The sequence below is a fragment of the Streptosporangium nondiastaticum genome (assembly GCF_003011965.1).
GTDB lineage: Bacteria > Actinomycetota > Actinomycetes > Streptomycetales > Streptomycetaceae > Streptomyces > Streptomyces nondiastaticus.
On the sequence record NZ_PXWG01000079.1, the window covers coordinates 1 to 20644 of the forward strand.

The window sequence follows — 20644 nt, forward strand, 5'->3', positions numbered from 1 at the left end:
CCCCGGACCGAAATCCCCCCGGACTGAAATCCCCGGACTGATCCCTTTCAGGGGCCGGGACGGGCCGCCCTCCGGGGCGGCCCGTCCCGTAGGGCCCCGTCCCGCCCCGGCGGAGCCGCCGGGCGCTTCGCGGCCCCCGCGATAGCCTGGGGTGTCAGACTCCGGCCGGATCAGATAGGGGCAAAAGCTTCCCGTGCGCATCGCCAGGTTCTCCATCGACGGCAACGTCGGCTACGGCGTCGTGGAGGGGGACGCCGCCACAGAAGGCGGCCCCGTCCTCGACATCATCAAGGGCATCCCCTACGGCGACTTCGAGCGCTCCGGCACCAAGGTCCCGCTGGACAAGGTCCGGCTGCTCTCGCCCGTCCTGCCCAGCAAGGTCGTGGCCATCGGCCGCAACTACGCGGAGCACGCCGCCGAGCTCGGCAACGAGGTCGGCGACCTCCCCGTCGCCTTCCTCAAGCCCTCCACCTCGGTGATCGGCCCCGGCGGCGCCATCGAGTACCCCTCCTTCTCCAGCGAGCTGCACCACGAGGCCGAGCTGGCCGTCGTCATCGGCCGCATGTGCCGCGAGGTCCCGCGCGAGCGCGTCAAGGACGTCATCCTCGGCTACACCTGCGCCAACGACGTCACCGCGCGCGACGCCCAGCAGCGCGAGAAGCAGTGGGCCCGCGCCAAGGGCTTCGACACCTCCTGCCCGCTCGGCCCCTGGATCGAGACCGAACTCGACCCGAGCGACCTCGGGATCATGTGCACGGTCAACGGCGAACAGCGCCAGCTGGGCCGCACGGGCGACATGGTGCGCTCCATCGAGGACCTGATCGTCCACATCACCGAGGCGATGACGCTGCTCCCCGGCGACGTCGTCCTCACGGGCACCCCGGCCGGAGTCGGACCGCTCAACGTCGGCGACGAGGTCGCCGTCACCATCGAAGGCATCGGCACTCTCACCAACAAGGTGATCAAGCGTGGCTAACGCGAACGTCCGCGTACGTTTCTGTCCCTCGCCGACCGGCAACCCCCACGTGGGTCTGGTCCGCACCGCCCTCTTCAACTGGGCGTTCGCCCGCCACCACGGCGGCACCCTGGTCTTCCGCATCGAGGACACCGACGCGGCGCGCGACTCCGAGGAGTCGTACCAGCAGCTGCTCGACTCGATGCGCTGGCTGGGCTTCGACTGGGACGAGGGCCCCGAGGTCGGTGGCCCCCACGCGCCGTACCGCCAGTCGCAGCGCATGGACATCTACAAGGACGTCGCGCAGCAGCTCCTGGACGGCGGCTACGCCTACCGTTGCTACTGCACCGCCGAGGAGCTCGACGAGCGCCGCGAGGCCGCCCGCGCCGCCGGCCGGCCCTCCGGCTACGACGGCAAGTGCCGCGTCGTCACGCCCGAGCAGCAGGCGGCGTACGAGGCCGAGGGCCGCCCCTCGATCGTGCGCTTCCGGATGCCCGACGAGGCCATCACCTTCACCGACCTCGTCCGCGGCGAGCTGACCTTCACCCCGGAGAACGTGCCGGACTACGGCATCGTCCGGGCCAACGGCGCTCCGCTCTACACGCTGGTCAACCCCGTCGACGACGCGCTGATGGAGATCACCCACGTCCTGCGCGGCGAGGACCTGCTCTCCTCCACGCCCCGGCAGATCGCCCTCTACAAGGCGCTGATCGAGCTGGGCGTCGCCAAGACCGTCCCGGAGTTCGGCCACCTGCCGTACGTGATGGGCGAGGGCAACAAGAAGCTCTCCAAGCGCGACCCGCAGGCCTCCCTCAACCTCTACCGGGAGCGCGGCTTCCTCCCGGCCGGCCTGCTGAACTACCTCTCGCTCCTGGGCTGGTCGCTCTCCGCCGACCAGGACCTCTTCTCGATGGAGGAGATGGTCGCGGCCTTCGACATCAAGGACGTCAACGCCAACCCGGCCCGCTTCGACCTCAAGAAGGCCGAGGCGATCAACGCCGACCACATCCGGCAGCTGGACGTGAAGGCGTTCGCCGAGGCCTGCGAGCCCTGGCTGCGGGCGCCCCACGCCCCGTGGGCGCCGGAGGCCTTCGACCAGGCCGCCTGGGAGGCCATCGCGCCCCACGCCCAGACGCGCCTCACGGTCCTCTCCGACATCACCGCCAACGTCGACTTCCTCTTCCTGGAGGAGCCGGCCGAGGACGAGGCCTCCTGGGCCAAGGCGATGAAGGAGGGCTCGGACGCCCTGCTGCGGACGGCACGCGCCAAGCTCGCCGATGCGGAGTGGACCGCCGACGCCATCAAGGCCGCCGTGGTCGCCGCGGGCGAGGAGCACGGCCTGAAGCTCGGCAAGGCCCAGGCGCCCGTCCGCGTCGCCGTCACCGGCCGCACGGTCGGTCTGCCGCTGTTCGAGTCCCTGGAGGTCCTGGGCCGCGAGCGCACGCTCGCGCGCGTGGACGCCGCTCTGGCCAAGCTCACCGCCTGACGCGCCGGGCGGCTCTGACCCGCCTGGTACGCCCGGCACAGGGCGCCCCACGGGGCCCGGCAGCCTCACCCGAGGCCGCCGGGCCCCGTCGCGTCTGCGCGGGGGCATCTATCGATTTTGGCGCCCCGTCCTCCTTCGGGTAATGTTCTTCCTGCGCCGCCCGAGAGGGCCGAGAGGCCGGAGCGGAAGGCGCAAGCCGGACAAGACCCCCTGATGGGGGTGGAGTTACGGTGGGGTATGGTGTAATTGGCAGCACGAGTGATTCTGGTTCACTTAGTCTAGGTTCGAGTCCTGGTACCCCAGCAAGAGAAATTCTTCGCCGAAATTCTCTCGCAAAACTACTGATAAAGTAGGAAGCGCGCGAAAGCGCAAAAGCGAAGTGCAAGCCCCCGTTGTGTAGCGGCCTAGCACGCCGCCCTCTCAAGGCGGTAGCGCCGGTTCGAATCCGGTCGGGGGTACTGATTTCCGGTCGGGGTGACCTGATGGGAAATCGCTAGGGCCCCCGTTGTGTAGCGGCCTAGCACGCCGCCCTCTCAAGGCGGTAGCGCCGGTTCGAATCCGGTCGGGGGTACTGGTTATAAAACCACCATGGGCTATGGTGTAATTGGCAGCACGAGTGATTCTGGTTCATTTAGTCTAGGTTCGAGTCCTGGTAGCCCAGCGCAGATTGCTTTTTGAGTCTGCAATAGCAAAACAAAAGCAAGCCCCCGTTGTGTAGCGGCCTAGCACGCCGCCCTCTCAAGGCGGTAGCGCCGGTTCGAATCCGGTCGGGGGTACCACACGAGAGAATGCCTCCCGCATACGCGGGGGGCATTTTTTCATGCGGCCTTCCGCATGCCCCGGCCCCGCCCGATAATCCCCCCATGGCCCATCCCAGCGGCGGCCGGTGCCGGCCCCGCCGCGCCACGAAGCCCTGCCCGCCGCGGAGTTCGGGCGCCGGCGGGCCGCAGGAGCTGCGTCACCACGACATCCGCCGCCGAGAGCCCGCCGCGCCGGACGCCCCCGCAGCGGCCCATTCCAGGAGCGTCGAAGTGGATCCTCTCGTCCGCACGGCCGAACTGACCGTCGTCGCCACCGTCAGCCCGCCGGGACTCCGGATCGAAGGAGTGGTCGACGCCGGCTCCCACCGCCACCTCAGGGAGGCACTGCAGTCGGTGGCCTCCGTCCGCGGCGACCTGCGCCTGGAAATGTCCCGCGTGGAGTTCCTGGACCTCGCCGGGCTGCGGCTGCTCATGACCTTCGCCCGCGCCCGCGCCGCCCGCCACTGCACCGTGGAGCTCGCCGGAGTACCGCCCCACCTGCTGCAGGTCATCACCCTCATCGGCTGGGACACCACGCCGGGCCTGCGGCTGGGGGCCGCCCATGGCTGCTGACCGCACCGGCTCGACCGGGTTCGTCCACCACGCCTGCCTGTACGGCTCCGACGCGGAGTTCCTGGCGATGGCGGTGCCCTTCGTACGGGGCGGACTCGCGGCCGGGGAACCCGTCCTCGCCGCCACGACGCCCGCCAACATCGAGCTGCTGCGGGAGGCCCTGGGCGAGAGCGCCCACCACCTCGACACCGCCGAGACCGCCCACTTCGGCCGCCGCCCCGTCGACCGCGTCGCCGCCTTCCTGCGCTACCACGAACGGCGTGCCCGCCCCGGCCGGCGCACGCGCATGATCGCCGAACCCGTGTGGGCCGGCCGCTCCGCCCGCCAGACCGCGGAGTGGAAACGCATGGAGGCCGGGCTCAACGTGCTCCTCGCCGGACTGCCCGTGTGGATGGTCTGCCCCTACGACACCCGCGTCGTCCCCGGTGACGTGGCGGAGGCGGCCGTCGCGACCCACCCCGTCCGCCTGGACGGCGAGCAGCAGGCCCCGTGCGCGTCCTACGCGGACCCTGCGGCGTACGCGGCCGCGCTGGAGGTGCCGGCCGCCGCCTCATGCCCGCCGCCGTCCGCCGCCAGCACGGGGCCCACGGACGACGCCGCGGTGCTGCGCCTGCTCGCCCGCGAACGGGCCGCAGGCGCGGGCCTGACCGGTGCCCGGCTCGCCCTCGCCGAACTGGCCGCGCATGAGGCCGCCGCCTACCTGCTGGCCCCGGAGGGCGCGCGCGTCACGCTGCGGGCCTGGGAGGAGCCGGGCGCGGTGGTGTACGAGCTGAGGCGCACGGAGCGGGACGTTGGGGGCGTGGGGTGCGGGGCGCGCGGGGAGCGCGAGCGTACGGGGCCGGGCGGCGGGCTTACGGTGCCGGACGCCGCCGTCCCGCCCTTCGCGGGCTACCGGCCTCCCGCACCGGCCGGCGACGCGCACGGGGCCGAGGACGGCCTGTGGCTCGCCCGCAGCCTCGGCGACTCCCTGGAGGTGCGCGCACGGGGCCCGGAGACCGTCCTCACCCTGCGGGTGGCGGGGCAGGGGGACGCGGAGCGGCTGTGAGGGGTGGGGGTGAGGGTGGGGGCGGTTGGGCGTGGAGCCTGCCTGAGGCTGTTCCGCATGAGGCCCCGCATGAGGCCCCGCATGAGGGCCGGCCGGGCTTGGTGCTCGCCTGAGGCTGTTCCGCATGAGGCCCTGCATGAGGCCCGCGTGAGGCCCTGCATGAGGCCCGCGTGAGGCCCTGCATGAGGCCCGCGTGAGGCCCTGCATGAGGCACCGCATGAGGCCCGCCCGGGCTTGGTGCCCGCCTGGGCTTGGGGTGCCTGCGTGGGGGGGGCGCTGCGGAGCCCTTGGGGGCTGCCCGGGCTCCCCGGCCTCATGCCCCGTCGGTGTCCATGAAGCGCCGCGCGGACTCCTCGGAGTGCGCGAGGCGGCGCAGGCTCAGCAGCACCGGCTCGTAGAGGACCGTCAGCGCGACGGCCGCCTCGATCTGCCCGGCCTCCGTGGGCTGCTCCTGGATCAGGTCCAGGTCCGTGACCGCCAGCTGTGCGGCGAGCCGCGCGTAGGGCAGCAGGTGCGCGACACCGCACGGGTAGCCGAGGCGCCTGAGCGCGGCGACCGCCGCGACCAGCGTGCGGTAGGCGGGGGACAGCTCACCGAGCTCCTGGTCGTGCCGCCAGCCGACGTGCTCCAGCAGGGCGGTCACCGTGCGGCCCGCCGCGGCGACCTCGGGATCGTCCCCGTCGGCCTCCGGCCCGGCCGGCAGGGCCCACGTGGCCGCGCCGAGTCTCAGATGGTGGTCCAGTGACTCGTCCTCGGCCGCGGCAATGACCTCGCGCGCGGTGGCCACCGGGACCTTGCCCAGCTGGATCAGGGCCCGCACCAGGCGCAGCCGGCGGACGTGCGTGTCGTCGTACTCGGCCTGGGTCGCGGAGACCCTGCGGCCGGGCTGCAGCAGCCCCTCGCGCAAGTAGTACTTGATCGTGGCGGTGGACACGCCACTGCGTTCGCTCAGTTCGGCCAGTCGCATTTCCTCTTGCGCCCTTCCTTGGTGAGTGGCACTATCCAAGCATGGATAGTGCCACTATCCGATGACGTCTGGGGGAGCTCTCATGAGTGCACAGCCGATACCGGAACGGGTCACCGCCGCGGCCGAGGGCGACGTGGTCGTCTTCCTGATCGGGATGCGGATCAACAACTGGCGTGCGGTGCGGCACTGGCTGCCGGCTTTCCGCGCGATGCCGCGCATGCTCAAAGAGCTCTCGCGCGACGAGAACAGCGGACTGCTGGGCTACCGGATGATCACCGGCGGGCCGAGGGACTTCGGCGTGGTCCAGTACTGGGAATCCCGCGAAAAGCTGCTCGCCTACGCCGCGGACGCCAACAAAGAGCACCGCCCCGCGTGGGCGGCGTTCAACCGCCGCGCGCGAGGCAGCGAGGGGAAGGTCGGCATCTGGCACGAGACGTACGTCGTGCCGGCCGGTTCGTACGAGTCGATCTACTCCGGCATGCCGGCACAGGGGCTCGGCAAGGCCTACGGCGTCGAGCCCGTGGCCAGGCGCGGCGAACGCGCGGCAGAACGCTTTGCGAGCGCGGAAGGGCGGGCGAGCGAGGTGAGTGCCTGACGCGCAGGGCAAATGCCCTGGGGCGGGCGCGCGGGCCGGGCTCGTGGGGCGGGTGCATGCGGCGGGGCCTCAGGCGGGCGCAGGGTGGCCGCAAGTGCGGGGGCGCCTCAAGCGGCGCGTGGAGGCGTCGTCGGCCGCATGGGGCGGCGGTGCCGGGCTGCATGGGGCGGTGGCGTCCGGCCGCATGAGGCGGGCTGTGCCGGAGCGAGTCGCATGGCGCGGCGTACGAAGTGCGCCGCATGAGGCGAGCCGTGGGGGAGCGGGCCGCATGAGGCCCTCCCGTGGGCTGCCTCATGCGGCCCGCTCCACGAGCCCTCCCCGGTCAGCCGTTGCGGCGCAGCGCCTCCGTGAGGCGCATCGCGGCGTCCAGCACCGCCTGGGCGTGCATGCGCCCCGGGTGCCGCGTGAGGCGCTCGATCGGTCCGGAGACCGAGACGGCGGCGACGACCCGGTTGGACGGCCCGCGCACGGGGGCGGACACCGAGGCGACGCCCGGCTCCCGCTCGCCGATCGACTGCGCCCACCCCCGGCGCCGCACGCCCGAGAGCGCCGTCGCCGTGAAGCGGGCCCCCTGCAGGCCGCGGTGCAGCCGCTCCGGCTCCTCCCACGCCATCAGCACCTGGGCGGCCGAGCCGGCCTTCATGGGTAGCGTGGAGCCCACCGGCACGGTGTCCCGCAGGCCGGACAGCCGCTCCGCCGCGGCCACGCAGATGCGCATGTCGCCCTGGCGGCGGTAGAGCTGCGCGCTCTCGCCCGTCACGTCCCGGAGGTGGGTGAGCACGGGGCCCGCCGTGGCCAGGAGCCGGTCCTCGCCCGCCGCGGCCGCCAGCTCGCTCAGCCGCGGGCCGAGGATGAACCGGCCCTGCATGTCACGCGCCACCATCCGGTGGTGCTCCAGCGCCACCGCCAGCCGGTGCGCCGTCGGGCGCGCCAGGCCGGTGGCCGTGACGAGCCCCGCCAGGGTCGCCGGCCCGGACTCCAGCGCACTCAGCACCAGAGCCGCCTTGTCGAGTACTCCCACGCCGCTCGAGGCGCCACCAGTGTTGTCCATGCAACGATACTTGCGTCTCACACTGTGAAACGCAAGTTCAAATTTCCCGGAGAAGCCTCAACCTGGTTGGAGAGCACCCACAGCCACAGGAATGTGACCGGCGACGACGCCGGCCGGAGGGACAGCGATGGGACGCACACTCGCAGAGAAGGTTTGGGACGACCATGTCGTCAGGCGCGCCGAGGGCGAGCCCGACCTGCTCTACATCGACCTGCACCTGCTCCACGAGGTCACCAGCCCGCAGGCCTTCGACGGCCTCCGCAAGGCCGGGCGCCCCGTGCGGCGCCTGGATCTCACCATCGCGACCGAGGACCACAACACCCCGACCCTCGACATCGACAAGCCCATCGCCGACCCGGTCTCCCGCACCCAGCTGGAGACGCTGCGCAAGAACTGCGCCGAGTTCGGGGTCCGCCTGCACCCGCTGGGCGACGTCGAACAGGGTGTCGTCCACGTGGTGGGACCGCAGCTGGGACTGACCCAGCCCGGCACCACCGTCGTCTGCGGTGACAGCCACACCTCCACCCACGGCGCCTTCGGCGCGCTGGCGTTCGGCATCGGCACCAGTCAGGTCGAGCACGTCCTCGCCACCCAGACGCTGCCGCTGGCCCCGTTCCGCACCATGGCGGTCACCGTCGACGGCGAACTGCCCGAGGGCGTCACCGCCAAGGACCTGATCCTCGCCGTCATCGCCCGCATCGGCACCGGCGGCGGCCAGGGCTACGTCATCGAGTACCGCGGCACGGCCATCGAGAAGCTCTCGATGGAGGCGCGGATGACCGTGTGCAACATGTCCATCGAGGCGGGTGCCCGCGCGGGCATGATCGCGCCCGACGAGACCACCTTCGCCTATCTGAAGGGCCGGCCCCACGCACCCCGGGGGGCCGACTGGGACGCCGCCGTCGACTACTGGCGCACCCTGCGCACCGACGACGACGCCGTCTTCGACCACGAGATCGTCATCGACGCCGCCGAGCTCTCCCCGTTCGTCACCTGGGGCACCAACCCGGGGCAGGGCGCCCCCCTGTCGGCGGCCGTTCCCGACCCCGCCGCCTACCCCGACCCGTCCGACCGCCTGGCCGCCGAAAAGGCCCTGGAATACATGGGGTTGACGGCAGGTCAGCCGCTGCGCGACATCCGTGTCGACACCGTCTTCGTGGGCTCGTGCACCAATGGGCGGATCGAGGACCTGCGCGCCGCCGCGGCCGTCCTGGAGGGCCGCCGGATCGCCGACGGCATCCGGATGCTGGTCGTCCCCGGCTCCGTACGGGTGTCCCTGCAGGCCGTCGACGAGGGGCTGGACAAGGTCTTCACCGCGGCCGGTGCCGAGTGGCGCCACGCCGGCTGTTCGATGTGCCTCGGCATGAACCCCGACCAACTCGCGCCGGGCGAGAGGTCCGCATCGACCTCGAACCGTAACTTCGAGGGCAGGCAGGGCAAGGGCGGTCGCACGCACCTGGTCTCGCCCCAGGTGGCCGCCGCCACCGCCGTACTGGGCCATCTGGCCTCCCCGGCCGACCTGCCCTCCCCGGCCGCCCCGGCCGGCGCGTCCGACGTCCGCACTCCCCTGGGGGCCTGAACCGTCATGGAAGCTTTCACCACGCACACCGGCCGCGCCGTACCGCTGCGCCGCAGCAACGTCGACACCGACCAGATCATCCCCGCGCACTGGCTCAAGAAGGTCACCCGCGACGGGTTCGAGGACGGTCTGTTCGAGGCCTGGCGCAAGGACCCCGAGTTCGTGCTGAACCGTCCCGAGCGCCGCGGGGCCAGCGTCCTGGTGGCCGGCCCGGACTTCGGCACCGGCTCGTCCCGCGAGCACGCGGTCTGGGCCCTGCAGAACTACGGCTTCAAGGCGGTCGTCTCCGCGCGCTTCGCCGACATCTTCCGCGGCAACTCGCTCAAGAACGGTCTGCTGACCGTCGTCCTGCCGCAGGAGACCGTCGACGCCCTCTGGGAGCTCACCGAGGCCGACCCCGCCGCCGAGGTGACCGTCGACCTCGTCGCCCGCCAGGTCCGGGCCGAGGGCATCACGGCTGATTTCGACCTTGACGAGAACGCCCGGTGGCGTCTGCTGGAGGGGCTGGACGACATCGGCCTGACCCTCCGGCACGAGGCCGACGTCGCCGCCTTCGAGGCCGGAAGGCCCTCCTTCAAGCCTTCCACGGCCCGGATCTGACACGGATTTCACGCCCCTCCGGCGGCCCGGGAGGGCGCTTGGAGGACCCCGGATTTTCGCTGCTCACCAAGGGTTTGGCATGATGCGCCCCCTGTCTTCGGACAGGGGGCGCATCGCTCTGTTGAGGCCCTGTGAAGCGACAACTCGCCTCAGATGGCACAATCGGTGCATGGAACGCGACAGCCAACTCGAGCTTTACCGGCTCGTTGCGGACCGGCTCAAGGAAGCGCACTCCCGGGTGCGCACACTGCAAGTCCCGGAGGGCGTACGGATGGCGCTGTCCCGGAAGCTGCTGGCCATCACGGCCGCGGCGAAGCACGATCTCTCAGGCGCCGCAATGCGTCTGGACCGGCTGATGAACGACCTCGACGAGGGCCGTTTCCCCGAAGAGCCCGACCGTGACGGAACTCCGTGATGGTCGAGTTCGTTGCGGCACAAGGGTGATTAGACCGTTTCGTGTTTGATTTGCGGTATATATCTGCCTAACGTGCGAAAAGGCTGGAGCGCATTCGTTCCAGCAATGTCTCCGAAGGGGAAGACGTGAACAAGGCGCAGCTCGTTGAAGCGATTGCCGACAAGCTCGGTGGCCGTCAGCAGGCCGCAGACGCCGTTGACGCGGTGCTCGACGCGATCGTCCGTGCGGTCGTCGCGGGTGACCGGGTCTCGGTCACCGGCTTCGGCTCGTTCGAGAAGGTCGACCGCCCGGCCCGTTACGCCCGCAACCCGCAGACGGGTGAGCGCGTGCGGGTCAAGAAGACCTCGGTGCCGCGCTTCCGCGCGGGTCAGGGCTTCAAGGACCTGGTGAGCGGCTCGAAGAAGCTGCCGAAGGGTGGCGAGGTCTCGGTCAAGAAGGCGCCCAAGGGCAGCCTTTCGGGCGGCAAGGCCACCACCAAGGCCGCGGCGAAGAAGGCCACCGCCAAGAAGACGACGGCGAAGAAGGCCACCACGGCCGCCGCCGCCAAGAAGACCGCCGCGAAGAAGACCACGACGGCGAAGAAGGCCACCACGGCCGCCGCGAAGAAGACCACGGCGAAGAAGACGACGGCGAAGAAGGCCACCACGGCCGCCGCCGCCAAGAAGACCGCCGCCAAGAAGGCCGCCCCGGCGAAGAAGGCCACCACGGCCGCCACCGCCAAGAAGGCCGCCGCGAAGAAGACCGCGCCCGCCAAGAAGGCCACGGCGACCAAGGCCACGACGCGCAAGACCACCGCGCGCAAGACCACCGCCAAGAAGACCGCCGCCAAGAAGTAAGGCAGCGAACGGCGTCACGCGCCGGGCCGGGCTCCCCTCGGGGAGCCCGGCCCGCGGTGTGTGTACGGAAACTGCGCCGGTGTGTCCGGAGGCCGGGCCGCATGAGGCCCCGCCCGGTGCCCGCATGGGGCCCCGCCCGGTGCTCGTATGAGGCCCGTCCGGCCCCGCACGAGGCCCGGTCCGGCGCCCGCACGAGGCCCTCTCCGGTGTCGGTTCCGGGGCCCCTTTCAGAGCGCCCGCAGCGACCTCGGAACGTCTGCAGCGGCCTCAGAACGTCTGCAGCGTCACCAGCGTCACGCGGCGGCCCTCCGGGGCCCCCTCCGCGCCGGCGGCCTGCCCCGTGCACTCGATGCGCACCCGCTGGCCCGGCCGCAGCAGGCGCAGGCCCCCCGCGTTGAACGCCGCGGCGTCGAAGGGCAGCGGGGTGCCGTCGTCCAGGAGCACGCTCCCGGAGCGCGTCTGAGGGTCGAAGGTGTACGCGGTGGCCTGCATGACAGCAGCCTAGTCGGCGCACGGGGCGGAGCGTTCCGCCGCCGCCCCGTGCGGCCGCGGACCGACCACGGGGCCCTGCCGCACGGGGCGGCCGCCCCATGCGCCCGGCACCCCCGCGGCCGCCTCCACCGCGGCAGCCGTACGGGGCCCCACGCCCAGCGCCAGTGCGGCCCGCAAATCCTCCTCCGTGTCCACGTCCCGGCGCACGGAATCCACCCCGGCCAGCCCGATCTCACGGGCTCCCGAACCGTGGTGACGGGCGCGCGAACGTCCTTCGAACGCCGGCGCCAATTCCATTCCCGGAGCCGCCGCCAGCAGCGTCGTTCCGATTCCCGCCGCGTCCGCGAGAAATGCACGAGGGAATTCCGTGGCCGAATCGAGCACACGGGCCAGTTCCGCCGGGCGCAGCGCGGGAAGGTCGGCGTTGAGCGTCGCCACCGCGGCGTCCGGGCGCCCGGCCCGTACGCTCCGGGCGCCGTGCGCAAGGGCGCCGTTCAGGCCGCCGGGCCCCTCGGGTTCGGCCACGACGCGCGCCCCGAGAGCGCTCAGCTCGGCCCCCGCCAGCGGATCGCCCGTGACGACCACCACATCCCGTACCGCCGCACAGGCCAGCGCCGCGGCCACCGTGTCCACCGCGAACGCCAGCGCGAGGCCGGCCCGCGCCTCCTCCCCGGCGCCCCTGGCGAGACGGCTCTTGGCCAGGGCCAGCGGCTTCACCGGCACCACCAGCGTCCAGACCACATCCGCCCCCTCTCTTCGCAACAGCCTCATTGTCACCCGCTGCCGCAGCCGCCCGCGGAGCGCGGGGTTACGGTGTTCTCGACAGACCGGGGACCTGGGGCGACACTTGTGCGGCCTCCGGGTTCAGCACAGAGTCCAGGTCCCAAGAGAAGGGTGTCCGAGTGTCCCGCCACAGAATCGGCTTCTGGTACCGCTTTACGGCGGTGTTGGCGAAACCGCCGCTCGTGGTTCTGTTCAAGCGGGACTGGCGAGGAATGGAGCACATTCCGGCCGACGGCGGTTTTATTACCGCCGTCAACCACAACTCGTATCTCGACCCGCTCTCCTACGCCCACTACCAGTACAACACCGGGCGCGTCCCCCGCTTCCTCGCCAAGGCCGCCCTGTTCAAGGGCAGCTTCGTCGGCGCCATCCTGCGCGGCACCGGCCAGATCCCCGTCTACCGCGAGTCGGCCGACGCCGCGGCCGCCTTCAAGGCCGCCGTCGAGGCCATCAACAAGGGCGAGTGCGTGGCCTTCTACCCCGAGGGCACCCTCACCCGCGACCCCGACATGTGGCCCATGGAGGGCAAGACCGGCGCCGCCCGCGTCGCCCTGCTCACCCGCGCCCCGGTCATCCCCGTCGCCCAGTGGGGCGCCAACGAGGCCATGCCGCCGTACGCCAAGGAGAAGAAGCTCCGGCTCTTCCCCCGCAAGACCCTCACGGTGATGGCCGGCCCGCCCGTGGACCTCTCCGCCTACTACGGCAAGGAGCCCACCGCGGAGGTCCTGCGCGCGGCGACCGACGACATCATGTCCGCCATCACCGCCCTCCTCGCCGAACTGCGCGGCGAGCCGGCCCCCGCCGAGCCGTACAACCCCAAGAAGGCCCGCGCCGCGGCCCGCCGCAAGGCCCAGGAGGACGACAAGTGACACGCTGCGCCGTCTACGGCACCGGTTCCTGGGGAACCGCCTTCGCCATGATCCTCGCGGACGCCGGCTGCGAGGTCACCATGTGGGGCCGGCGCGCCGCGGTCGTGGAGGCGATCAACACCACCCGCACCAACCCCGACTACCTCCCCGGCACCGAGCTCCCTCCCTCCGTACGGGCCACCACCGACCCCGCAGAGGCCGCACGAGGCGCCGCCTTCACCGTCCTCGCCGTCCCCTCCCAGACCCTGCGCGGCAACCTCACCGAGTGGGCGCCCCTGCTGCCCGCCGACACCGTCCTCGTCTCCCTCATGAAGGGCATCGAGCTCGGCACCGCCAAGCGCATGAGCGAGGTCGTCGAGGAGGTCGCCAAGGTCTCCGCCGACCAAGTGGCCGTCCTGACCGGCCCCAACCTCGCCAAGGAGATCGCCGCCCGGCAGCCCGCCGCCGCCGTCGTCGCCTGCCGCGACGAGTCCGTGGCCAAGCGGCTCCAGGCCGCCTGCCACACCGCCTACTTCCGCCCGTACACCAACACCGACGTGGTCGGCTGCGAACTCGGCGGCGCCGTCAAGAACGTCATCGCCCTCGCCGTCGGCATCGCCGACGGCATGGGGCTCGGCGACAACGCCAAGGCCTCCCTCATCACCCGCGGCCTGGCCGAGACCACCCGCCTGGGCCTCGCCATGGGCGCCGACGCGCACACCTTCGCCGGCCTCGCCGGCATGGGGGACCTCGTCGCCACCTGCGCCTCGCCGCTCTCCCGCAACCGCACCTTCGGCGCGAGCCTCGGCCGCGGCATGACCCTCGCCGAGACCGTGGCCGTCACCAAGCAGACCGCCGAGGGCGTCAAATCCTGCGAGTCGGTGCTCGATCTGGCGCGCCGCCACGGCGTCGACATGCCGATCACGGAGACCGTCGTGGAGATCGTGCACGAGGGCAAGCCGCCGCTCGTCGCCCTCAAGGAGCTGATGTCGCGCAGCGCCAAGCCCGAGCGGCACTGACTCGGCCCGCACCACGAGGTACTCTCGTCGCGATATGAGCAGCGAGATCACCCCCCAGAGCCCTGGCCGGAAGCCGCGTGTGGCGGTCGTCTTCGGCGGACGCAGTTCCGAGCACGCCATTTCCGTGGTCACCGCCGGCGCCGTGCTGCGCGCCATCGACCGCACGAAGTACGACGTGCTGCCGATCGGCATCACCACCGACGGCCGTTGGGCGCTCACCGCGGACGACCCCGAGCGGATGGCCATCGCCGACCGCACGCTGCCGAGCGTCGCGGACCTCGCCCAGTCGCCCGACGGCACCGTCGTCCTGCCGGTCGACCCCTCCGACCGCGAGGTCGTCTACACGGAGCCGGGCGCCGTGCCCAAGGCCCTGGGCGAGGTCGACGTGGTCTTCCCCGTGCTGCACGGCCCCTACGGGGAGGACGGCACCCTCCAGGGCCTGCTGGAGCTCTCCGGCATGCCCTACGTGGGTGCCGGAGTGCTCGCCTCGGCCGTCGGCCAGGACAAGGAGTACATGAAGCGCGTCTTCGTCTCCTTCGGCCTGCCCGTCGGCCCGTACGAGGTCATCCGCCCCCGCGAGTGGGACACCGACCCGGCCGCAGCCCGCAAGAAGATCGTCGACTTCGCCGGTGAGCACGGCTGGCCCGTCTTCATCAAGCCCGCCCGCGCCGGCTCCTCCATGGGCATCACCAAGGTCGACGACGTCTCCGGCCTGGACGACGCCGTCGCCGAGGCCCGCCGCCACGACCCGAAGATCCTCGTCGAGTCGCTGCTGCGCGGCCGGGAGATCGAGTGCGGCGTCCTGGAGTTTGAGGACGGGCCGCGCGCCAGCGTCCCCGCCGAGATCCCCCCGGTCACCGCCCACGACTTCTACGACTTCGAGGCGAAGTACATCGACTCCGCCGCCGGCCTCGTCCCCGCGCCGCTGACGCCGGAGGAGACCGCACGGGTCCAGGAGCTCGCCATCCGGGCCTTCGACGCCGCCTCGTGCGAGGGCCTCGTGCGGGCGGACTTCTTCCTCACCGAGGACGGCGAGTTCGTCATCAACGAGATCAACACCCTGCCGGGCTTCACGCCGATCTCCATGTACCCGCGCATGTGGCAGGAGAGCGGCGTCGGCTACACCGAGCTGATCGACCGCCTCATCCAGGCGGCGCTGCGCCGGCCGACCGGCCTGCGCTAGCCAGCGGACCGCGCTAGACGACCCCGATCGGGATCGTCTTCGCGACGGCGCCGGCGAGATCGGTGAGCGCACCGAGATCGCCGGCCCCGCCGACGACCTGCCTCGGCAGCGTCACCTCCACGAACGCCTCCCGCAGGGTGGTCGTGCAGCGGACGCTGCCGTCCGGCTGCCGCTCCGGCAGCCAGTCCACACCGTCGATCTCCACCGAGTCCGCGGCGGGGTTGTAGTGTTCGGAACCGGGCTTGATGATCTCGGGACGCTCCACCCCGCAGCGCAGGGCGATCGCGGGATCACCCCACACTGCGGTGAAGTCCGAGACGGGATCGGCGGTGCGCCGCTCCTTCCCGTCCACGGTCTTCGGCAGCTCCTTGTGCAGCGCCCGGCAGAGCCCGGCGGCCCGCGCCGGCGGCGTGGGCACGGCGGGCCCCTCCGTGCCGCCCGCCGGCGAGCAGCCGGCGGCCGCGCACAGCACGACGACAGCGGGCAGGCCGAAGGGCCGGCGGAGGAAAGACTTCACCGGCCGAGCATACGGGGGACCTAGAGATGGACGACCGGGCAGGTCAGTGTGCGGGTGATGCCCTCCACGGCCTGGATCCTGGCCACCACCATGCGGCCGAGCTCGTCCACGGTCTCGGCCTGGGCGCGCACGATCACGTCGTAGGGACCGGTCACGTCCTCGGCCTGGATCACCCCCGAGATCTTCGAGATGACTTCGGCCACGGTCGACGCCTTGCCGACCTCGGTCTGGATCAGGATGTACGCCTGTACCACGGAACCTCCAGGGCGGCTACGAGGATCATGTGGGGAGAAGAGACGCCACGGTACCGCGTCGCCGCACGGCGCGGGGAGACCCGCGCTGCCTGCGCGGCGCGGCGTATGTCACAACCGATACTCCTAGGAGGAGCTCAGTGAAAGGCACCGTGGGCGAGTTGGGGGAGTTCGGGCTCATCAGAGAGCTTACTTCCCGGCTCACCACCACCCCTGCGGTCCGGCTCGGGCCGGGTGACGACGCCGCGGTGGTGGCTGCGCCCGACCGCAGGGTCGTGGCCAGTACGGATGTGCTTCTGGAAGGGCGGCACTTCCGCCGCGACTGGTCGACCGCCTACGACGTCGGGCGCAAGGCCGCCGCGCAGAACCTCGCCGACATCGCGGCCATGGGCGCCGTGCCCACCGCGATCCTGCTCGGACTGGTCGTCCCCGCCGAACTCCCCGCCACTTGGCCGACCGAGCTCATGGACGGCATCCGCGACGAGTGCCAGGTCGCGGGCGCGGCCGTCGTCGGCGGCGACGTGGTGCGCGGCGACACCATCACCGTCGCCATCACCGCCCTCGGTGACCTCCGCAACCACGAGCCGGTCACCCGCTCCGGCGCCCAGCCCGGCGACGTCGTCGCCGTCACCGGCTGGCTCGGCTGGTCCGCCGCGGGCCTCGCGGTCCTCGCCCGCGGCTTCCGCTCGCCCCGCGCCTTCGTGGAGGCCCACCGCCGCCCCGAGCCCCCCTACCACGCGGGCCCGGCCGCGGCGAGCCTCGGCGCCACCGCGATGACGGACGTCAGCGACGGCCTCGTCGCCGACCTCGGCCACATCGCCGAGGCCAGCAAGGTCCGGATCGACCTGCGCACGGCCGCCATCGACGTGCCCACGCAGATGTCGGACATCGGGCAGGCCGTCGGCGTCGACCCGCTGCAGTGGGTGCTGACCGGGGGAGAGGACCATGCGATCGTGGCGACCTTCCCGCCGGACGTGAAGCTGCCCGCCCGCTGGAAGGTCATCGGCGAGGTCGTCAGCCCCTCGGCCCTGCCCCAGGTGACGGTGGACGGCGCCCCGTGGGACAAGGCCAGCGGCTGGGACCACTTCGGGGACCTGGAGCCGGGGGAGTAGCGCGGAAGAGGGGGGCGGCGCCGGGGGTACGCCTCATGCGGCCTCATGCGGGCAGCCGCATGAGGCGGGGGCGGCGCTGTAGATTCGGCCTCATGCCGATACCCCCACGCGTGCTGACCGTCGCCGGCTCCGACTCCGGCGGCGGTGCGGGCATCCAGGCCGACCTCAAGACCATGCTCGCCCTCGGTGTGCACGGCATGAGCGTGCTCACGGCCGTGACCGCGCAGAACTCCCGCGGCGTGCAAGGGGCCTGGGAACTGCCCGCGGAGGCCGTACGGGCCCAGTACCGCAGCGTCGTCGACGACATCGGCGTCCAGGCCGTCAAGACCGGCATGCTCGCCTCGGCCGAACTCGTGCTGACCGTCGCCGAACTCCTCGCCGGCACCGCAGCCCCCGTCGTCGTCGACCCGGTGGGCATCTCCAAGCATGGCGACGCACTGCTCGCCGCCTCCGCCCTGGATGCGGTCCGCACGAAGCTGCTGCCTGCCGCCACCGTCGCCACTCCCAACCTCGACGAGGTCGCCTGGCTGACGGGGCTGCGGGTCACCTCGGAGGACGGCATGAGGCGCGCGGCGGACGCGGTGCTCTCCTACGGGCCCCGGTGGGCGCTCATCAAGGGCGGCCACCTGGAAGGCGACGCCGTGGATCTGCTCACCGACGGTACGGAGGAGCACTGGCTGCGGGCCCCGCGCCACGACAACCGCCACACGCACGGGACGGGCTGCACGCTGGCGAGCGCGATCGCCGGCGGCCTCGCCAAGGGGCACACGGTGCCGGAGGCGGTGACGGCGGCCAAGGAGTACGTGACGGGCGCCATCGCGGCCGGCTTCCCTCTGGGGGACGGCATCGGGCCGGTCGACCACGGGTGGCGCTGGCGCCCGTAGGGTGCGCCGGGCGGGAGGGCATGAGGCGTCGCACTGAGGGGACGCGGCGCCGCATGAGGCGGGAGCCGGTTTCGGGTTCCGGGTACGGCAAAAAGCCGGCCCACCACAAGGTGGACCGGCCCTCAAGGCAACCGGATGGGCTGCGCCACGACATACGTCATAGCGAGACCGGCCTCCCCCGCTTGCGCGGGGGACAGCACTCGCTTAGCGCGAGACCTTGTCGGCCTTGATGCACGAGGTGCAGACGTTGAGCCGCTTCGGCGTCCCACCGACCACAGCACGCACCCGCTGGATGTTGGGGTTCCAACGACGGGGGGTACGGCGGTGCGAGTGCGAAATAGCGTTGCCGAAGCCCGGCCCCTTGCCGCAGACGTCGCAGTTGGCAGCCACGGGTTACTCCAAAGACGGGTCACCCCCGCTTACGCGGAGACGACAGGCACGTACGGAAAATCCCTGCGTGCCGAAATCTGTAGTGACCGGCATTACCAGGGGGGATGTCCTGATTCTCATCAGGCAACCGGAGCAGCATACAACGACTGCTCCCGTTCGACGAAACTACCATGGCTGCCCGGGCTGTGACCTGTCGTCCCGCCCCCGGCCGCCCGCCTTCCCGCCGGGAACCGCCCCGGGGCTAGTCTGCGATCACCGTTCCACAGCCCAGGGAGTCCGAGGAGGACACACGTGCCGCACACGCTCGACGCCGCTGCGGTACGCACCTGGTGCGCGCTGGCCCTCGACGCACTGGGGCGGGCCCGCGAGGAGATCGACGCCATCAACGTCTATCCCGTCCCGGACGGCGATACGGGCACGAACCTGTACCTGACCGTCGAATCCGCCGCCCGGGCCGTCGACGCGGTCTTCGACGGCCACGCCACCACGGGCCCCGCCTCCCGTCCCACGCTCCCGGACGCCGTCCGCGCCATGGCACACGGTGCCCTCATAGGCGCGCGCGGCAACTCCGGCACGATCCTGGCCCAGCTGCTGCGCGGCATGGCCGAGGTCCTGGCGGAGGACACGGGCGACGTGGAGGGCATGGACGACACGGGGGGCGGCAGGGACGGCACGGAGGCCGCGGGCGGGCCTCATGCCGGCGGGCCCCATGCGGGCCGTCCCCACGAGGCCGGGGGAGAAGCCGTAGCAGCGGAGGGCTCCGCCGCCGGGCAGGGAGCCGGCCCGCACGAGGCCCGCCTCATGCCCCCCGCAGACACCCGCACGGGGCACCCCGCCGCCCACGACGCCGAACGGCTGCGCCGCGCCCTGCGGCGGGCCGTGGAATCCGCCTACGAAGGCGTCGCCCGCCCTGTCGAAGGCACCATCCTCACCGTGGCCGCAGCCGCGGCGGACGCCGCCGCCGGCGCGCGGGGCGACAGCGCCGCCGTGGCCCGCGCCGCGGACGAGGCCGCCCGTTCCGCCCTCGCGATGACCCCGGGACAGCTCGACGTCCTCGGCCGGGCCGGAGTCGTCGACTCCGGCGGCCTGGGCCTCGTCGAGGTGATCGGCGCCCTCGCCCGGGCCCTGTCCGGCGAGGCGGCCCCATGGGGCCCGCGCGGCACGCGCGCGTGGACGCGCCCCGCCGCCCCGTACCGGCAGCACGCCGAGCACACCTCGCCTCATGCCGAGGCCCCGCATGAGGCCCGGCATGAGGCACCGCACGAGGCCCCGGCCCACGGCCCCGTGCCCTGCCCCACCGCCGCCCCGGGCAGCACCGCCCCCGCCTTCGAGGTCATCTACCTCCTCGACGCCGACGACACCGCCATCCCCCGCCTGCGCACCCGGCTCGACGCCCTGGGCGACTCCCTCGTCGTCGTCGGCGGAGACGGCCTGTGGAACGTCCACGTCCACGTGGACGACGCCGGAGCCGCCGTCGAGGCGGGCATCGACGCGGGCCGCCCCCACCGCATCCGCATCACGCACTTCGCCGGATCCGGCGGCACCGCGGCGGCCGCCGGAGAGCCGGCCGCGGCCCGTACCCGCGAACCCGCCCAGCGCGCCGTCGTGGCGGTCGTCCCCGGCGAGGGCCTCGCCGCGCTGTGCACCGACGCCGGCGCCACCGTCGTGGCCGCCCGCCCCGGGGAGCCCCCCGCCAGCGGCGAGCTCGTCGACGCCATCCGGCGCGCCAACGCCCGCGAGGTCGTCCTGCTGCCCAACGACCCCGAACTCCAGCACGCCGCGGCGGCCGCCGCCGAGCAGGCCCGGGCCGCGGGCGTCCGCGTCGCCCTCATCCCCACCCGCGCCGCCGTCCAGGGCATCGCCGCGCTCGCCGTCCACGAGCCCGCACGCCGCTTCGACGAGGACGTCGTCGCGATGACCTCCGCCGCAGGCGCCACCCGCTACGCCGAGCTCGCCGTCGCCGAACGGCAGGCCTGGACCATGGCCGGCGTCTGCCAGGCCGGAGACGTGCTCGGCCTCATCGACGGCGATGTGGCCGTCATCGGCTCCGACCTCGCCGTCACCGCCGCCACCGTCCTCGACCGCATGCTCGCCGCGGGCGGCGAGATGGTCACCCTCGTCCTCGGCGCGGACGTCCCGGACGCCGTCGCCGACCGCCTGGAGCGGCACGTACGAGGCGTGCACCTCGCCGTCGACACGGTCGTCTACCGGGGCGGGCAGCAGGCGCCCCCGCTGCTCATCGGCATCGAATGACCCCCGCGGC

The 20644-nt window shown here is 72.4% G+C and carries 21 protein-coding genes, 5 tRNA genes and 1 pseudogene; 20 read left to right on the forward strand and 7 right to left on the reverse strand.

From position 1 onward, the window contains the following. Positions 1-193 precede the first annotated feature (193 nt). The 9 genes from B7P34_RS23615 (at position 194) to B7P34_RS23655 (ending at position 4859) form a co-directional block, all read left to right on the forward strand. Positions 194-976: a fumarylacetoacetate hydrolase family protein gene (locus B7P34_RS23615; RefSeq protein ID WP_106679568.1), complete on the forward strand. Its 783-nt coding sequence runs from the start codon at positions 194-196 to the stop codon at positions 974-976. After that, positions 969-2441, forward strand: coding sequence for a glutamate--tRNA ligase (gene gltX, locus B7P34_RS23620; RefSeq protein ID WP_106679570.1), 1473 nt, complete (start codon positions 969-971; stop codon positions 2439-2441). Before B7P34_RS23615 ends, gltX begins: the two co-directional genes overlap by 8 nt. A gap of 231 nt (positions 2442-2672) precedes the next feature. Next, a tRNA-Gln gene (locus B7P34_RS23625) sits at positions 2673-2744 on the forward strand. Between the two features lie 82 nt (positions 2745-2826). Beyond that, positions 2827-2899 (forward strand) — tRNA-Glu (locus B7P34_RS23630). A gap of 40 nt (positions 2900-2939) precedes the next feature. Then, positions 2940-3012: transfer RNA gene (locus tag B7P34_RS23635), tRNA-Glu, on the forward strand. An 18-nt stretch (positions 3013-3030) separates the two neighbouring features. Continuing rightward, positions 3031-3102, forward strand: a tRNA-Gln gene (locus tag B7P34_RS23640). A gap of 42 nt (positions 3103-3144) precedes the next feature. After that, a tRNA-Glu gene (locus B7P34_RS23645) sits at positions 3145-3220 on the forward strand. A 252-nt stretch (positions 3221-3472) separates the two neighbouring features. Next, positions 3473-3814, forward strand: coding sequence for an STAS domain-containing protein (locus tag B7P34_RS37605; RefSeq protein ID WP_189382994.1), 342 nt, complete (start codon positions 3473-3475; stop codon positions 3812-3814). Then, positions 3804-4859 (forward strand): MEDS domain-containing protein, encoded by a 1056-nt coding sequence (locus tag B7P34_RS23655; RefSeq protein WP_106679573.1) that lies wholly within the window; start codon positions 3804-3806, stop codon positions 4857-4859. The genes B7P34_RS37605 and B7P34_RS23655 overlap by 11 nt, the downstream gene beginning before the upstream one ends. Before the next feature lie 313 nt (positions 4860-5172). Here B7P34_RS23655 and B7P34_RS23660 read toward each other — a convergent pair whose 3' ends face one another. Next, positions 5173-5826, reverse strand: a complete 654-nt coding sequence (locus B7P34_RS23660) for a MerR family transcriptional regulator (RefSeq protein WP_106679574.1) — start codon at positions 5824-5826, stop codon at positions 5173-5175. 82 nt (positions 5827-5908) lie between these two features. Between B7P34_RS23660 and B7P34_RS23665 the strand changes: the two genes are divergently transcribed. Beyond that, positions 5909-6421 carry a DUF4188 domain-containing protein gene (locus tag B7P34_RS23665; protein WP_106679576.1) on the forward strand — a complete coding sequence of 171 codons (513 nt, stop codon included), beginning with the start codon at positions 5909-5911 and terminating at the stop codon, positions 6419-6421. A gap of 322 nt (positions 6422-6743) precedes the next feature. On the opposite strand, the gene ndgR is transcribed toward B7P34_RS23665, so the two are convergent. Continuing rightward, on the reverse strand, positions 6744-7472 hold the full coding sequence (ndgR, locus tag B7P34_RS23670; RefSeq protein ID WP_030369295.1) for an IclR family transcriptional regulator NdgR: 729 nt from the start codon (positions 7470-7472) through the stop codon (positions 6744-6746). Between the two features lie 127 nt (positions 7473-7599). Here ndgR and leuC point away from each other — a divergent pair, with 127 nt between their 5' ends. The 4 genes and pseudogenes from leuC to B7P34_RS39455 all read left to right on the forward strand — a co-directional run. Next, positions 7600-9051, forward strand: a complete 1452-nt coding sequence (leuC, locus tag B7P34_RS23675; RefSeq protein ID WP_106679577.1) for a 3-isopropylmalate dehydratase large subunit — start codon at positions 7600-7602, stop codon at positions 9049-9051. Between the two features lie 6 nt (positions 9052-9057). Next, a complete protein-coding gene (gene leuD, locus B7P34_RS23680; protein ID WP_106679579.1) occupies positions 9058-9651 on the forward strand; it encodes a 3-isopropylmalate dehydratase small subunit in 594 nt (197 codons plus the stop codon). A 169-nt stretch (positions 9652-9820) separates the two neighbouring features. Next, positions 9821-10066: a hypothetical protein gene (locus B7P34_RS23685; protein ID WP_030369298.1), complete on the forward strand. Its 246-nt coding sequence runs from the start codon at positions 9821-9823 to the stop codon at positions 10064-10066. 125 nt (positions 10067-10191) lie between these two features. Then, positions 10192-10470: pseudogene (locus B7P34_RS39455) on the forward strand (HU family DNA-binding protein); the annotation flags it as partial. Positions 10471-11169: 699 nt separating this feature from the next. On the opposite strand, the gene B7P34_RS23695 reads toward B7P34_RS39455, so the two are convergent. Further along, positions 11170-11394 (reverse strand): hypothetical protein, encoded by a 225-nt coding sequence (locus B7P34_RS23695; protein WP_106679582.1) that lies wholly within the window; start codon positions 11392-11394, stop codon positions 11170-11172. Between the two features lie 9 nt (positions 11395-11403). Continuing rightward, positions 11404-12156 carry a 2-phospho-L-lactate guanylyltransferase gene (cofC, locus tag B7P34_RS23700; protein WP_435693980.1) on the reverse strand — a complete coding sequence of 251 codons (753 nt, stop codon included), beginning with the start codon at positions 12154-12156 and terminating at the stop codon, positions 11404-11406. Between the two features lie 233 nt (positions 12157-12389). Here cofC and B7P34_RS23705 point away from each other — a divergent pair, with 233 nt between their 5' ends. The 3 genes from B7P34_RS23705 to B7P34_RS23715 are packed head-to-tail and all read left to right on the forward strand — an operon-like array spanning position 12390 to position 15227. After that, the gene (locus B7P34_RS23705) at positions 12390-13046 is read left to right on the forward strand and encodes a lysophospholipid acyltransferase family protein (RefSeq protein WP_223268150.1); all 657 of its coding nucleotides are present in this window, start codon (positions 12390-12392) and stop codon (positions 13044-13046) included. Continuing rightward, positions 13043-14044, forward strand: a complete 1002-nt coding sequence (locus B7P34_RS23710; RefSeq protein ID WP_030369303.1) for an NAD(P)H-dependent glycerol-3-phosphate dehydrogenase — start codon at positions 13043-13045, stop codon at positions 14042-14044. Before B7P34_RS23705 ends, B7P34_RS23710 begins: the two co-directional genes overlap by 4 nt. A gap of 34 nt (positions 14045-14078) precedes the next feature. Beyond that, the gene (locus tag B7P34_RS23715; RefSeq protein ID WP_106679587.1) at positions 14079-15227 is read left to right on the forward strand and encodes a D-alanine--D-alanine ligase family protein; all 1149 of its coding nucleotides are present in this window, start codon (positions 14079-14081) and stop codon (positions 15225-15227) included. Between the two features lie 13 nt (positions 15228-15240). Here B7P34_RS23715 and B7P34_RS23720 read toward each other — a convergent pair whose 3' ends face one another. After that, the gene (locus tag B7P34_RS23720; protein ID WP_106679588.1) at positions 15241-15744 is read right to left on the reverse strand and encodes a DUF3515 domain-containing protein; all 504 of its coding nucleotides are present in this window, start codon (positions 15742-15744) and stop codon (positions 15241-15243) included. A 20-nt stretch (positions 15745-15764) separates the two neighbouring features. Next, the gene (locus B7P34_RS23725; RefSeq protein ID WP_030369306.1) at positions 15765-15998 is read right to left on the reverse strand and encodes an Lrp/AsnC family transcriptional regulator; all 234 of its coding nucleotides are present in this window, start codon (positions 15996-15998) and stop codon (positions 15765-15767) included. Positions 15999-16135: 137 nt separating this feature from the next. On the opposite strand from B7P34_RS23725, the gene B7P34_RS23730 reads away from it, so the two are divergent. Further along, positions 16136-17107 carry a thiamine-phosphate kinase gene (locus B7P34_RS23730; RefSeq protein WP_106679590.1) on the forward strand — a complete coding sequence of 324 codons (972 nt, stop codon included), beginning with the start codon at positions 16136-16138 and terminating at the stop codon, positions 17105-17107. A 92-nt stretch (positions 17108-17199) separates the two neighbouring features. Beyond that, complete coding sequence (gene thiD / locus B7P34_RS23735) at positions 17200-17991, forward strand: bifunctional hydroxymethylpyrimidine kinase/phosphomethylpyrimidine kinase (RefSeq protein WP_189382997.1); 792 nt, start codon at positions 17200-17202, stop codon at positions 17989-17991. A gap of 204 nt (positions 17992-18195) precedes the next feature. Here the strand turns inward: thiD and rpmB are convergent, their stop codons facing one another. Then, the gene (rpmB, locus tag B7P34_RS23740) at positions 18196-18381 is read right to left on the reverse strand and encodes a 50S ribosomal protein L28 (protein WP_078660562.1); all 186 of its coding nucleotides are present in this window, start codon (positions 18379-18381) and stop codon (positions 18196-18198) included. A gap of 291 nt (positions 18382-18672) precedes the next feature. Here rpmB and B7P34_RS23745 point away from each other — a divergent pair, with 291 nt between their 5' ends. After that, the gene (locus B7P34_RS23745; protein ID WP_106679593.1) at positions 18673-20634 is read left to right on the forward strand and encodes a DAK2 domain-containing protein; all 1962 of its coding nucleotides are present in this window, start codon (positions 18673-18675) and stop codon (positions 20632-20634) included. Positions 20635-20644: the final 10 nt, after the last annotated feature.

What these genes read in the sequence shown, in the direction of transcription:
- B7P34_RS23655 (WP_106679573.1), top strand. Translation starts at nt 3,804, where the DNA reads ATGGCTGCTGACCGCACCGGCTCGACCGGGTTCGTCCACCACGCCTGC.
- B7P34_RS23660 (WP_106679574.1), bottom strand. Translation starts at nt 5,826, where the DNA reads ATGCGACTGGCCGAACTGAGCGAACGCAGTGGCGTGTCCACCGCCACG.
- B7P34_RS23665 (WP_106679576.1), top strand. Translation starts at nt 5,909, where the DNA reads ATGAGTGCACAGCCGATACCGGAACGGGTCACCGCCGCGGCCGAGGGC.
- ndgR (WP_030369295.1), bottom strand. Translation starts at nt 7,472, where the DNA reads ATGGACAACACTGGTGGCGCCTCGAGCGGCGTGGGAGTACTCGACAAG.
- leuC (WP_106679577.1), top strand. Translation starts at nt 7,600, where the DNA reads ATGGGACGCACACTCGCAGAGAAGGTTTGGGACGACCATGTCGTCAGG.
- leuD (WP_106679579.1), top strand. Translation starts at nt 9,058, where the DNA reads ATGGAAGCTTTCACCACGCACACCGGCCGCGCCGTACCGCTGCGCCGC.
- B7P34_RS23685 (WP_030369298.1), top strand. Translation starts at nt 9,821, where the DNA reads ATGGAACGCGACAGCCAACTCGAGCTTTACCGGCTCGTTGCGGACCGG.
- B7P34_RS23695 (WP_106679582.1), bottom strand. Translation starts at nt 11,394, where the DNA reads ATGCAGGCCACCGCGTACACCTTCGACCCTCAGACGCGCTCCGGGAGC.
- B7P34_RS23705 (WP_223268150.1), top strand. Translation starts at nt 12,390, where the DNA reads ATGGAGCACATTCCGGCCGACGGCGGTTTTATTACCGCCGTCAACCAC.
- B7P34_RS23715 (WP_106679587.1), top strand. Translation starts at nt 14,079, where the DNA reads ATGAGCAGCGAGATCACCCCCCAGAGCCCTGGCCGGAAGCCGCGTGTG.
- thiD (WP_189382997.1), top strand. Translation starts at nt 17,200, where the DNA reads ATGCCGATACCCCCACGCGTGCTGACCGTCGCCGGCTCCGACTCCGGC.